Origin of the sequence: Streptococcus sp. 400_SSPC (assembly GCF_001072745.1) — a bacterium.
Taxonomy (GTDB): Bacteria; Bacillota; Bacilli; order Lactobacillales; family Streptococcaceae; genus Streptococcus; species Streptococcus xiaochunlingii.
The window spans coordinates 90707-102713 of sequence record NZ_JVIQ01000015.1 but is presented as its reverse complement, the minus strand read 5'-3'; the positions used below and the strand labels follow the sequence as shown (position 1 = coordinate 102713).

General features: G+C 41.9%; 14 protein-coding genes. 2 read left to right on the top strand and 12 right to left on the bottom strand.

What is annotated here, in order from left to right; genetic code table 11:
* Positions 1 to 64: 64 nt before the first annotated feature.
* Entirely contained in the window at positions 65 to 1177 is a 1113-nt protein-coding gene (gene rpoD, locus ADH49_RS03100) for an RNA polymerase sigma factor RpoD (RefSeq protein WP_048689399.1), read from the bottom strand.
* 2 nt (positions 1178 to 1179) lie between these two features.
* The gene (gene dnaG / locus ADH49_RS03095) at positions 1180 to 2967 is read right to left on the bottom strand and encodes a DNA primase (RefSeq protein WP_048689395.1); all 1788 of its coding nucleotides are present in this window, start codon (positions 2965 to 2967) and stop codon (positions 1180 to 1182) included.
* A gap of 239 nt (positions 2968 to 3206) precedes the next feature.
* On the opposite strand from dnaG, the gene mscL reads away from it, so the two are divergent.
* Positions 3207 to 3584, top strand: coding sequence for a large conductance mechanosensitive channel protein MscL (gene mscL / locus ADH49_RS03090; RefSeq protein WP_048689389.1), 378 nt, complete (start codon positions 3207 to 3209; stop codon positions 3582 to 3584).
* Positions 3585 to 3685: 101 nt separating this feature from the next.
* Here mscL and rpsU read toward each other — a convergent pair whose 3' ends face one another.
* The 4 genes from rpsU to gla all read right to left on the bottom strand — a co-directional run bounded on the left by rpsU (position 3686) and on the right by gla (position 5967).
* Positions 3686 to 3862: a 30S ribosomal protein S21 gene (gene rpsU, locus ADH49_RS03085; RefSeq protein WP_000048054.1), complete on the bottom strand. Its 177-nt coding sequence runs from the start codon at positions 3860 to 3862 to the stop codon at positions 3686 to 3688.
* Positions 3863 to 4005: 143 nt separating this feature from the next.
* The gene (locus ADH49_RS03080; RefSeq protein ID WP_048689384.1) at positions 4006 to 4317 is read right to left on the bottom strand and encodes a hypothetical protein; all 312 of its coding nucleotides are present in this window, start codon (positions 4315 to 4317) and stop codon (positions 4006 to 4008) included.
* A 30-nt stretch (positions 4318 to 4347) separates the two neighbouring features.
* A complete protein-coding gene (locus ADH49_RS03075; RefSeq protein ID WP_125329602.1) occupies positions 4348 to 4971 on the bottom strand; it encodes a class I SAM-dependent methyltransferase in 624 nt (207 codons plus the stop codon).
* A 126-nt stretch (positions 4972 to 5097) separates the two neighbouring features.
* The gene (gene gla, locus ADH49_RS03070) at positions 5098 to 5967 is read right to left on the bottom strand and encodes an aquaglyceroporin Gla (protein WP_048689380.1); all 870 of its coding nucleotides are present in this window, start codon (positions 5965 to 5967) and stop codon (positions 5098 to 5100) included.
* Between the two features lie 205 nt (positions 5968 to 6172).
* Here gla and ADH49_RS03065 point away from each other — a divergent pair, with 205 nt between their 5' ends.
* Positions 6173 to 7141, top strand: coding sequence for an NAD(P)/FAD-dependent oxidoreductase (locus ADH49_RS03065; RefSeq protein WP_048689377.1), 969 nt, complete (start codon positions 6173 to 6175; stop codon positions 7139 to 7141).
* A gap of 39 nt (positions 7142 to 7180) precedes the next feature.
* Here ADH49_RS03065 and whiA read toward each other — a convergent pair whose 3' ends face one another.
* The 6 genes from whiA to obgE all read right to left on the bottom strand — a co-directional run bounded on the left by whiA (position 7181) and on the right by obgE (position 11972).
* Positions 7181 to 8101 carry a DNA-binding protein WhiA gene (gene whiA, locus ADH49_RS03060; protein ID WP_048689373.1) on the bottom strand — a complete coding sequence of 307 codons (921 nt, stop codon included), beginning with the start codon at positions 8099 to 8101 and terminating at the stop codon, positions 7181 to 7183.
* Positions 8098 to 9075 carry a YvcK family protein gene (locus ADH49_RS03055; protein WP_048689370.1) on the bottom strand — a complete coding sequence of 326 codons (978 nt, stop codon included), beginning with the start codon at positions 9073 to 9075 and terminating at the stop codon, positions 8098 to 8100. Before ADH49_RS03055 ends, whiA begins: the two co-directional genes overlap by 4 nt.
* Complete coding sequence (rapZ, locus tag ADH49_RS03050) at positions 9072 to 9968, bottom strand: RNase adapter RapZ (protein ID WP_048689366.1); 897 nt, start codon at positions 9966 to 9968, stop codon at positions 9072 to 9074. Before rapZ ends, ADH49_RS03055 begins: the two co-directional genes overlap by 4 nt.
* 111 nt (positions 9969 to 10079) lie before the next feature.
* Positions 10080 to 10457 (bottom strand): RidA family protein, encoded by a 378-nt coding sequence (locus ADH49_RS03045; protein WP_048689361.1) that lies wholly within the window; start codon positions 10455 to 10457, stop codon positions 10080 to 10082.
* 16 nt (positions 10458 to 10473) lie between these two features.
* Complete coding sequence (locus ADH49_RS09930) at positions 10474 to 10635, bottom strand: hypothetical protein (RefSeq protein WP_006596601.1); 162 nt, start codon at positions 10633 to 10635, stop codon at positions 10474 to 10476.
* Positions 10636 to 10658: 23 nt separating this feature from the next.
* The gene (gene obgE, locus ADH49_RS03035; protein ID WP_048689356.1) at positions 10659 to 11972 is read right to left on the bottom strand and encodes a GTPase ObgE; all 1314 of its coding nucleotides are present in this window, start codon (positions 11970 to 11972) and stop codon (positions 10659 to 10661) included.
* Positions 11973 to 12007: the final 35 nt, after the last annotated feature.

Here is a 12007-nt window from a genome sequence, read left to right as displayed (position 1 = left end):
GTCCACTGGACATGGGTTGCTTTTCCATTTCTAGGCAACCGTTAAAAAGATCCCCCGGATCTTTTTAATCCTCTATAAAGTCACGTAATGGTTTGCTTCGGCTTGGATGGCGGAGTTTGCGGAGGGCTTTGGCTTCGATTTGACGGATCCGTTCACGGGTCACGTTAAAGACTTTCCCCACATCTTCCAAGGTCCGCATTTTACCATCATCCAAACCGAAACGAAGACGCAAGACGTTTTCTTCCCGATCTGTCAGGGTATCGAGGACTTCATCCAATTGTTCACGTAGAACCACTCGAGTGGTGTAGTCTACTGGATTTTCAATCACTTCGTCTTCGATGAAATCTCCCAAATGGCTATCGTCTTCTTCCCCGATTGGTGTTTCAAGAGAAACAGGCTCTTGAGCAATCTTCAAGATTTCACGGACCTTATCAGGCGTCATATCCATGCGTTCAGCGATTTGTTCAGGTGTTGGATCTTGCCCCAATTCTTGCAAGAGATTGCGTTGTTCACGAACCAACTTGTTGATGGTTTCCACCATGTGTACAGGGATCCGAATGGTACGGGCTTGGTCTGCAATAGCACGAGTGATGGCCTGACGAATCCACCAAGTCGCATAAGTAGAGAACTTGAACCCTTTGGTATAGTCAAACTTATCAACGGCCTTCATCAATCCCATATTTCCTTCTTGGATCAAATCCAAGAATTGCATCCCACGACCAACATAGCGCTTCGCAATAGAAACAACCAAACGAAGGTTGGCTTCTGCCAAACGTTGCTTAGCTTCCAAATCACCTTGTTCCACCAAGATGGCCAATTCTTGCTCTTCTTCATTGGTCAAAAGAGGAACGACCCCAATTTCCTTCAAGTACATCCGTACTGGGTCATTAACCTTAGCAGAGTTGCTTCCAAGCAATTCCTCATCCGTCAACTCTGGTTCTTCCTCTTCGTTGTTCAAGACACGCGCGCTTGGATTTCCTTCCTTATCCGTGATTGAAATTCCTGCATCTTGAATCCGTTGCAACAAATCATCAATCCCATCGGCATCCAAGGTAAAAGGAATGACCAATTGATCATTGATTTCATCATCTGTTGCAGTACCACTTTTTTTATGACTACGAATAAACTCTGCAATTTGGACATCTAAAGTTGTGATATCTTTTTGTTCTTTCGCCATTCCTACTCCATTCTTCTTTTTTGAGCGATTAAGCGCTCGAGTTCCAATAAAGCCTGATCCGCATCTCCACTGTGAGAGGCTTCTCGGACTTTCTTTCCTATTTGTTGACTTTCTTTACGGAGAAGTTCCCGATTCCTCGTTTCTTCCACTTCTTCCAACTCATTCTCCGCTATTTCATCCGGTAAATTTTCTTCTAGCATCAGATACCAGGCTCGTTGCACTTCCTCTGTCTGCTCTGACAAATCCTGCGATGTCACTTCTCCATTTTGACAAAGAAGTTGGTACAAGGTTTGCAAGGCAGGGGTATCAAATGAAAAATCTGTCCGAAGACGATATTCATTTAAAACATAAGGAAAGTCCTTCATCCGATGAAGGAGATGATTCTCAGCACGAACCAGGCGAGGCAGTTGTTTTTGCACGACAGTTGGACTAGCAACTGGAGCCTGTGTCTGAATTTTCCCTTGCTCCTGACGCTGGCTACGCATCTGAAGTCGACTAGCATTAACCGTCTGTTCTACCTGCAAATAATCAAAGTCGACCAAGAGATCGGCTAATTTATAAATGTAGGTATTTTGTGCCGTTACAGATGGCGTCTGAGCTATTAAAGGAGCCATTTTTTCGACAAATTCAATCTGCGCCTGCAAATTTTCAATATTATCTGGCTTCCAATAATCCATGAGAAACTCTACGCGACTGAGACGTGTTTTTTCCAATAAGTCCGCCAAAGCTTGAGGAGAATTCTTATGGAGATACTCGTCTGGGTCCATCTGATCAGGAATCTGGACGACCTCTACCTCCTGTTTTTCCAGGACCTCCAAAGCCTTTGCTGTCGCTAGCCTTCCCGCCTTATCCCCATCATAGGCCAAGATAACCTTTTTGGTAAATTTGCTCAGATGAGCCACATGTTCCTGCGTGAGGGCTGTCCCCATGGAAGCAACGGCATTCTCAATCCCAGCTCGGTAGGCTGCGATGACATCCATGAATCCTTCCATCAGATAAAGCTCATGGTTTTTCTTAGCGACCTGCTTGGCCTTGTCCAAATGGTAGAGCTCATAACTCTTGTTAAAAAGGAGCGTAGCGCGGCTGTTCTTGTATTTCCCCTGAGGCTTTGCTCCCTCAGCTGATTCACGCCAGAGTCGACCAGAAAAGGCAATGACTCGACCAGTATCATCCGACAAGGGAAACATGATGCGATCTTGAAACGCATCATACATGGTCCCCCTATCACTAATATGAAATAAACCTGAGTCGGCCAGAATATTTTCTGAAAACTTCCCTGAAACACTCTGAAGCAAATAATTTCCTTCTGCTGGTGCAAGCCCTATTTGAAAATGCCGAAGAACCTCATCATCAAGCCCTCGGTCATACAAGTATTGCCGAGCCTCTTCACCCATCTTTGTCGTCATCAGGATGGCATGATAGAACTTGGCAGCCTCTTGATGTATCTCATAGAAGGGCTGTTTCCCATCTGCTTGTTGGGGCCTAGACTGACTTGGAGGAAGAGTCTGGACACGAATGCCCACCTGATCTCCGACAATTTGAACAGCTTCCATGAAGGAGACACCACGATAGTCTTCAATAAACTTAAAAACATCGCCTGAGCGACCACAACCAAAACAATGATAGAATTGTTTATCCTCGACCACATTGAAAGAAGGGGTCTTTTCACCATGAAAAGGGCAGAGACCTAAAAAGTTTCGTCCTGCCTTTGTCAATTGAACGACTTCTCCGATTACATCTACAATATTCACACTGTTTTTAATTTCTGAAATCAGTTGTTTGTCAACCATAAACAGTGCCTCCATTTTACCATAGAATATCATTAACTATTTTAAACTAATTTTTGTCAATTGTAAATCATCCGCATTGATTTTCACCCGATTTTTCCACATTTTTCCTGAGTTTTGAAAGCCTCCATTTTCCTTAAATCAACTTTTTAAAAAAATTTGAGCATATTTATTGAATACGAAAAAAATTTCAGTTATACTATGCTCTGTAAAAATTTATTATGAAAGGACATATTTAGGATATGTTAAAAGATTTGAAAGCTTTTCTCCTTCGTGGGAATATTGTTGACCTTGCTGTCGCAGTCGTTATCGGAGCTGCATTTGGAGCTATCGTAACATCATTTGTTAACGATATCATCACTCCACTTATTTTGAACCCAGCTATGAAAGCTGCTGGTGTTGAAAAGATTGCACAATTGTCATGGAACGGTGTTGCTTACGGTAGCTTCTTGAGCGCTGTTATCAACTTCCTTGTTGTTGGTACTGTTCTTTTCTTCGTAGTAAAAGCTGCTGAGAAAGCTCAAAACCTTGGTAAAAAAGAGGAAGCTGCTGAAGAAGAAGCTGCTCCTACTCAAGAAGAGTTGCTTGCTGAAATCCGCGACTTGCTTGCAAACAAATAATCAGATAAAAAGATCCGATCTTCTAGCTAGAAGGTCGGGTTTTTTATCTTCAATTTTTCTAGAGAAACAAAAAACAGACCGAAGTCTGTTCTTGTATTCAATTAGAATTTTTTACGTTTACGAGCTGCTTCTGATTTACGTTTACGTTTTACAGAAGGTTTTTCATAGAATTCACGTTTGCGTGTTTCTTGAAGAGTACCAGCTTTAGTAACCGCGCGTTTGAAACGACGAAGAGCATCGTCAAGAGATTCATTCTTACGTACTACTGTTTTTGACATGTTTTTCACTCCCTTCAAGTTCAAGATCTATTCTATTCTACACGGAATTCTGTAGATTGTCAAGAAAAAGTTAAAGGAATTCATCTCTCACCATCATCTTAGCTTCAAAACTGTGCTAGAATTTCAGATTTTGGAAAATCCTTTCATTCATAACGATCATAAAGCTTTGACACTACTTGTTCGAATGCTTCCAATTCCTCCCAATAATTCGTTGGGAGATTGCGAATTCTACTTAGATCATTTGGATCAAAATGATAGACCATATGGCGCAAAATTTGACATTCAATCCAACGTAAGTCTTTCAGTTGCTCAAGACTAACAGAATCCATCCTTTCTAGATACTGACAAAGAGCAACAAGTGCGTCTGAATGAAACTCTTTCTCCTCATGCAAATAATATAGAAAACTAAAATAACCAGCTCTTCTATTATCTTTTATTATATTCCTTTCTTTCATCCCTACTCCTAATAATAAGCATTTACTGACTTAATTCGTCTCTTTTACAATCTTATAAAGAATCCATCGCCCACTCTTCTGACTTGTTAAAAGATTCAGTCCTTTTGACGACAAGAACTTACTAAACTCATCCTCCACTTTGAATTGTGGCAAGAAATAAACTAATTTTTGCCATTCACAAGCTAGCAAAAGCAGTCCATCTGATGTAAGAACTCTTCTTAACTCCGTAAATGAAGTCTCTATATCCTCCCAATGAAAATGCGTTTGAAAGCCTGTTATTAAATCAAACGTTTCATCAGGATAACCTGTCTTTCTAACATCTTTTCGTTCAAACTTAAGGTTTAAACTTTCCGAATCCTTCGCTTCTGAGATAGCAGTTGCTGAACTATCGATTCCTATAACTGTACTTCTTGGATAGATTTCTTTCAAAAAGATACTTGAACGACCGTTTCCTACTCCTACATCTAGTATTCTATGGACATCATTTTTATCCAGTTGTCTGGTTGCCCACACATACATAGGAAAATAAGTATAATTCCAAATTTTCATCATTCCTTTCCCGAGTATTCCTGTAGGATTCTTTGACTGCTGAATTAGATGATGCATTAAGAAATATAAAAATAATAAGCAGATGGTAATAATTATAATTAACAAGCTACTAACTCCTTTATTAAAATAACACAATTAAAGCCCCATAAAAAAACAGACTTAATTATTGTTTCTACACGAAACTTTCTTAAAAAAACACTTTCCGTAATGTCTACGAAAAGTGTTCTGGTCTTACTTATAAAGGAAGGTAAAGAGGGCAATAGCAACGATTGCAGCCAAGATTGGTGCTACAACTGGTACCCAAGCGTACCACCATTTTGAATCTCCCTTGTGTTCACCTAAAACAGATTTTGGAAGGAAAGCGTGAACCAAACGTGGACCAAGGTCACGTGCAGGGTTCAAACCAGGTCCTGTAGGACCACCAAGTGATGTCACCAAAGCCATAACGAGGAATCCAAGTGCCAAGTGAGCCACTCCTAAACCAGGAGCATGTGCTTGTGACAAAGCCAATTTTGCGGCTGTTGAAGAAGCATCAAAAATCCCTCCCTGCTCAGTCGCTGCTCTTTGAGCTAGAGAAGCAACCTCTGCACCAAAGAAGTGTTTTGTCAAGGCAAGTGCACCGAAGAAAAGGACGAATGATCCAGCAAACTCATTGACGAAACCATTGATGGTTGCTGCTTTACGTGATTCTGGAGTTCCTTTATCCAAACTAGAAATCGTTGAGAATGTTCCCAAGATATTGTTTGGATTTTCAGTTTGAAGGTAGTAAGGACGGTGAGTCGCAACGACAACCAATTGCCCAAACATAGCCCCAAGAAGTTGAGCAACGATGTAGTATAAAACATTTTCCCAAGGGAAGAGTCCGCTAACTGCAAGACCAATCGTAAAGGCAGGGTTGATATGGTTACCAGAAACGTTACCAAACATCAAGGCTGGCATCATAACACCTATTCCGTAGCCAATCGCAATCACGAGCCATCCACTTTGATGCCCCTTGGTACCCTTCAACTCAACGTTTGCAACGGCACCATTTCCTAAAATAATCAATAATGCTGTTGCAATAAATTCGGTCGCAACTTTAACCCAAAAATCAAATTGCATTTTTGAATAATCTCCTTATAAAAAAAATAATAATAATTTATTCTAACAGATTATCGAACACTTGTAAATAAACCGAACATTATTTTTAAAAAATATATCTCAATCCCCTGATTCATTCTTTTTAATCCTTGTACCCTCCTCCACTTTCTATTTATCTCCGAATTATGATACAATAGGACTAGTTACACATCACAAAGGAGATCTCATGTCTGAAATCTATGACATTACCATTATCGGTGGAGGCCCTGTAGGACTCTTTGCTGCCTTCTATGGCCATATGCGTCAAGTAAAAGTAAAATTGATTGATTCCCTTCCTCAACTAGGTGGTCAACCCGCTATTCTCTATCCTGAAAAACGAATCCTGGATGTCCCTGGTTTTACGAACCTGACTGGAGAAGAATTGTCCCAACGGTTGATCGATCAATTAGAAACATTCGAGACTGACATTTGTCTGAACGAAACCGTTTTGGACATTCGTAAAAACGAGAATCACTTCCTCATTGAAACCAATAAAGACCAGCATTTCAGTCGTGCTGTTATTATTGCGATGGGTGGTGGTGCCTTTAAACCTCGTCCTTTAGAAGTGGATGGGGCTGAAGAATTCGAGAACGTTCACTACCATGTTTCAAATATCCAACAATATGCCGGCAAACAAGTTGCTATTCTAGGAGGAGGAGATTCAGCAGTCGATTGGGCTCTAGCCTTTGAAAAAATCGCACCGACAACTCTGGTCCATCGTCGTGATAATTTCCGCGCTCTCGAACACAGTGTTGAAGAATTGAAGGCTTCGTCCGTCTCTATTCAAACTCCTTATGTTCCTAGCCGTTTAATCGGAGAAAATGGCCATGCTAGCCATCTGGAAATTAGCAAGGTTAAATCAGATGAAACCCAATTACTCCCCATCGATGAACTCTTTGTCAACTATGGCTTTAAATCATCCGTTGGGAAATTGAAAGAATGGGGCTTGGACCTCCAACGCCATAAGATCCTCGTGAACCGCAAACAAGAGACCAGCCGAGAAGGCATCTACGCTTGTGGCGACTGTTGCTTCTACGAAGGAAAAATCGATTTGATTGCTACTGGTCTGGGCGAGGCTCCGACTGCGGTAAATAATGCGATAAACTACATTTATCCAGACAAGAAAGTTCAACCAGTCCACTCGACTAGCTTATAAGAAGAAACCTTTGAATCAACTGATTCAAAGGTTTTTTTCTTATAGTTCATCTAGCTCGTCTGCTATCTTATTGATTTTTCGCAAGCGATGATTGACGCCACTTTTGGTTAAGGGAGTTTTCAAGGCATCCGCAATTTGCTGGATAGAATAGTCGGGATTCTGGATTCGAACATAGGCAACTTCCTGAAGCTCGACAGGAAGACCACCTAATCCGATGGTATCCATGATTTTGACGATATTGTTAATGGTCTTCATACTAGCTGTGACCGTCCGCGCAATATTGGCCATTTCAGCATTATTGGCTCGATTGAGATCATTGCGCGCTTCTCGCATGACCTTGACAGACTCAAATTCTTCCAAAGCCTGCTTGGCTTCTACCAAGATGAGGAAATCAATAATATCCTCTGCCCTCTGCAAATAGGTGACGACTCCTTTTTTGCGTTCGATGGTCTTGGCATCTAACAAAAAGTGTTGCATCAGGTTGGCCAAGTCCTGAGCATGATCAGAATAAACAGAGCTAATTTCTAATTGATAGCGACCAGACTCCGGATCCTTGATGGTCCCACTTGCTAAGAAAGCACCTCTCAGATAAGCTCGACTTGCTTCATCTTCTTCTAAAATTCTTGGGTCAATCCCTGTCTCAATACCAAAGAAAGAATCTGCTAAGTGCAGGTCTGCAAGAATCTCTTCGACTTTTTCATCAATAGAAACAGTATAGACGCGATTCTTTTTTAAATTGGTTTTTTGGTGGTGACGAATGTCCGATTTGACCTGATAAAATTCTACAATCAATTCGTAGATATGGCGGGCAATCTTAGCATTCTCCGTGGTCAGAGACAAACTTAAGCCCCCCATACTTAGACCCAAACTACCTGACATCTTAATTAGAGCAGATAACTCACTTTTCTCAAAGCGGTGAAGGGTCAAGAGCTCTTCTTTTACTTTAATGGTAAAACTCATTTAATCACCTGTACAATTTGCATCAGTTCATCCACAACAGCTTCTCCATCATGGAAGGCGCCGCCGTTTTCCAAGCGAAGGAAATTGCTTGAAATAACTCGGGGAACCTGCGATTTTAGACCTGCGAAATCATGTTCTACTTGAACCAGGTATTCATCAAAGCGATTCGTGTCCATATATTCTTGAGGGACTTTTTCAATGTTGACTAAAACAGTATCAATAAACGGCTTCTTCAAGTGTTTATGAAGGACGGAAACATGGTCACTATCGGTAAAGTGTTCTGTCTCCCCACGTTGGGTCATGATATTGCAGACATAAGCGACCTCTGCTTTTGTCTCAAGCAAGGCATGTCCAATTTCTTCAATCACTAGATTGGGAAGAATCGATGTAAAGAGAGAACCTGGTCCTAAAATCACCATATCACTTTCTAAAATCGCATCTACTACTTTTCGACTCGCTTTCGGCGTCTCATCATTATAGGTATTGGTGACATAAACATAATCAATCATGCCCTCATGATGGGCGATTTCACTCTCACCAGCCACCTCTGACCCATCCATAAAGACGGCATGAAGGGTCAATGGTGTATCACTAGAAGGATAGATTTTTCCTGTCGTATGGAAAAATTTAGTCAGCAATTGCATGGCATTATAAGTCGATCCCTGCATTTCAGAAATCCCTGCAATAATCAAATTCCCTAGAGGATGCCCAGCTAGTGGCCCATCTTCTTCTGCAAAACGGTATTGAAAAACTTTTTCATAAAAGCGAGGCATATCAGACATGGCTACTAGTACATTTCGCAAGTCACCTGGTGGTGTCAATTGATGAATATTTTTTCGAAGTTCCCCAGAACTACCCCCATCATCCGCCACTGTCACAATAGCCGTAATTTCAACATCCTTTTTCCGAAGGCTATCCAAGATGACGGAAATCCCCGTACCTCCTCCGATGACGGTCATTTTTGGTTTTCTCATGAACGATTCACCGTTTCCTTCCGTCGGTCTTTATCTCGATGACTCATATTCACCGTCCAATCTTTCGCTAAATCCCGTCCTAGACGAGCAGCAAAGGCTACTGAACGGTGTTGGCCACCTGTGCAACCAACTGCAATCGTCAAAACAGATTTTCCTTCTCGTTTGTATGCTGGCAAGATGGGAGCAATCAAATCGTAAAGATGACGATAAAACTCCTCTGCTTCTTGATGGTCCATAACATAGTTATAGACATCATCATCCAAGCCAGTTTGATTCCGTAGCTCTGATTTGTAATAAGGATTCGGTAGGAAACGAACATCAAAGACCAAGTCCGCATCTAAAGGCAAACCATACTTAAAGCCAAAGGACATGACTTCAATCCGAAACTCAGGCTGGCTATCTTGTCTAGAGAACTGTTCAGCAATAACTTTTCGAAGATTACGAGGAGTTAGTTCTGTCGTATCAATGACATTTTGACTCATGTTTTTAAGTGGAGCCAAAAGTTCCCGTTCCAACGTAATCCCATCCAAGACACGCCCATCAGCAGCCAGTGGATGGCTACGACGAGTCTCTTTGTAGCGAGCAACCAATTCACTATCGGTCGCATCCAAAAAGAGAATTTTAAAATCAATCCCTTCGTGGTTCTCTAATTCGTCCAAAATGGAGCGAATTTCTGCGAAGAAAGACCGGCTCCGCATATCCACTACGAGAGCCAACTTATTATTGTCCATCGACAGTTGAATCAGCTCAATAAATTTCGGCAAGAGAGCTGGTGGCATATTGTCGATGGTGAAATACCCCATATCTTCAAAGGATTGAATGGCTACAGTCTTTCCTGCACCACTCATTCCTGTCACAATGACCAGTTGAATTGTTTTTTCTGTATCTGTCATCCTAATCACCTTTTCCTTACAAAAAAGGAGGAGACCATCATCTTTCCAGTTGGTCAGTCGATGGCTCTCACTCCAGCATTCTTATTTCCCGAATGCATTCCTCTATTCAGACTATACTTCTGCAATGACTTCAATTTCAACTTTGACATCGCGTGGCAAGCGAGCCACTTCTACTGCAGAACGTGCTGGAAATTCACTTGAAAATGCTGTTTTGTATACCTCGTTAAAAGGGACAAAATCATTCATATCACTTAAGAAACAGGTTGTTTTAACCACGTGATCAAAGTTCGTTCCAGCTTCCTCAAGGATAGCAGCAATATTCTTCAACACTTGCTGGGTTTGTTCTTGGATAGTTTCTCCAACAATTTCACCTGTTTCTGGTGAAAGCGGAACTTGCCCACTTGCAAATAAAAGATTGCCCACAATTTTTCCTTGAACATAAGGTCCAATTGCTGCCGGTGCTTTGTCTGTGTGAATTGTTTTTGCCATTTTCTTCTCCTGATTCCTAATTTTCACTGGATGCTGCTAATTTTTCCCGTTCTAAGCGTAACTTACGTTTGGGATTCAGCTTATTAAAGAGTTCTTCCAATTTTTCTGCATTCCAAACGTCTGCAGCAGAGACAAAATTTCCGTCTTTATCACGAAAGGATATAGGTTTATCTCCCATCTTCTTCTCCTCTTTAGCTCTAACTAGTCAACAAATTCAAATTCAAATTTACCGATCCGAACGATATCTCCGTCTTTGGCACCACGCGCACGAAGGGCTTCATCGACACCCATTCCGCGCAATTGACGCGCAAACTTCATGACAGACTCGTCGCGATCAAAATTGGTCATATTGAAGAGCTTCTCTAGCTTATCACCGGACAAGATCCAAGAAGCATCATCATCACGATTAATCTTGAAGGCTGGTTGGTCCTCATCAAAGCCGTAGTAGACTTCTTCTTGCGCCATATCTTCTTCTGTATAGAGCAAGAATTCTGGTGTTTTGTCTAACAAGTCTGCTGTTGCTTCTAACAAGTTGTCCAAACCTTGATGCGCTAAACTAGAGATTGGGAAGATTTGTGGCAGTTCATCAAACTCGTCGTAGTTGGCCGCCAATTTTTTCTTGAACTCTTTCAAATTTTCCTGGCTCTCTGGCATATCCATCTTATTCGCCACGATAATCTGAGGACGTTCCATCAAGCGAAGATTATATGTTTCAAGCTCTTTGTTGATTTGAATGTAATCTTCATAAGGATCTCGTCCTTCACTGGCTGACATATCGATGATATGCAAGATAACACGGGTGCGCTCGATGTGACGAAGGAACTGGGTTCCTAACCCGACCCCTTGGCTAGCTCCTTCGATCAATCCAGGAAGGTCTGCGACTGCAAAGGATTCACCTGACGGCGTCCGAACCATCCCCAAGTTTGGAACGATAGTTGTAAAATGATAGGCTCCGATTTTTGGTTTGGCAGATGTAATCACACTGAGAAGAGTTGATTTTCCTACTGATGGGAAGCCAACCAAACCAACGTCTGCCAAGACTTTGAGTTCTAATTCGAGTTCGCGTTCCTGACCAGGTTCCCCATTTTCTGAAATCTCAGGTGCTGGATTTTTAGGAGTGGCAAAACGGATATTTCCGCGTCCTCCACGTCCACCATGGGCAACAATGTACTCTTGCCCATTTTCAACCAAGTCGGTAATGACCTTGCCTGTCTCAGCATCTCGGACAGTCGTTCCTTGGGGAACTCGTACATAGAGATCTTCTGCTCCCCGTCCGTGCATTCCTTTGGTCATTCCCTTTTCCCCATTTTGGGCTTTGAAATGCCGGTTATAGCGGAAGTCCATCAGCGTGCGCAAACCTTCGTCTACAACGAAGATGACATTGCCTCCTCGTCCACCATCACCACCCCAAGGGCCGCCATTGGGAACATACTTTTCACGGCGAAAGGCCACCATGCCATCGCCGCCATTTCCAGCCTTGACCTTAATCTTGGCTGTATCTAAAAACATACTCATAGTTTATCGTTTTCCTTTTATAACCAAGTGTTGCT

Bases quoted from the DNA above. Each gene is read 5' to 3' on its own strand.
- rpoD (WP_048689399.1), bottom strand. From the start codon at position 1,177: ATGGCGAAAGAACAAAAAGATATCACAACTTTAGATGTCCAAATTGCA.
- dnaG (WP_048689395.1), bottom strand. From the start codon at position 2,967: ATGGTTGACAAACAACTGATTTCAGAAATTAAAAACAGTGTGAATATT.
- mscL (WP_048689389.1), top strand. From the start codon at position 3,207: ATGTTAAAAGATTTGAAAGCTTTTCTCCTTCGTGGGAATATTGTTGAC.
- rpsU (WP_000048054.1), bottom strand. From the start codon at position 3,862: ATGTCAAAAACAGTAGTACGTAAGAATGAATCTCTTGACGATGCTCTT.
- ADH49_RS03080 (WP_048689384.1), bottom strand. From the start codon at position 4,317: ATGAAAGAAAGGAATATAATAAAAGATAATAGAAGAGCTGGTTATTTT.
- gla (WP_048689380.1), bottom strand. From the start codon at position 5,967: ATGCAATTTGATTTTTGGGTTAAAGTTGCGACCGAATTTATTGCAACA.
- ADH49_RS03065 (WP_048689377.1), top strand. From the start codon at position 6,173: ATGTCTGAAATCTATGACATTACCATTATCGGTGGAGGCCCTGTAGGA.
- whiA (WP_048689373.1), bottom strand. From the start codon at position 8,101: ATGAGTTTTACCATTAAAGTAAAAGAAGAGCTCTTGACCCTTCACCGC.
- ADH49_RS03055 (WP_048689370.1), bottom strand. From the start codon at position 9,075: ATGAGAAAACCAAAAATGACCGTCATCGGAGGAGGTACGGGGATTTCC.
- rapZ (WP_048689366.1), bottom strand. From the start codon at position 9,968: ATGACAGATACAGAAAAAACAATTCAACTGGTCATTGTGACAGGAATG.
- ADH49_RS03045 (WP_048689361.1), bottom strand. From the start codon at position 10,457: ATGGCAAAAACAATTCACACAGACAAAGCACCGGCAGCAATTGGACCT.
- ADH49_RS09930 (WP_006596601.1), bottom strand. From the start codon at position 10,635: ATGGGAGATAAACCTATATCCTTTCGTGATAAAGACGGAAATTTTGTC.
- obgE (WP_048689356.1), bottom strand. From the start codon at position 11,972: ATGAGTATGTTTTTAGATACAGCCAAGATTAAGGTCAAGGCTGGAAAT.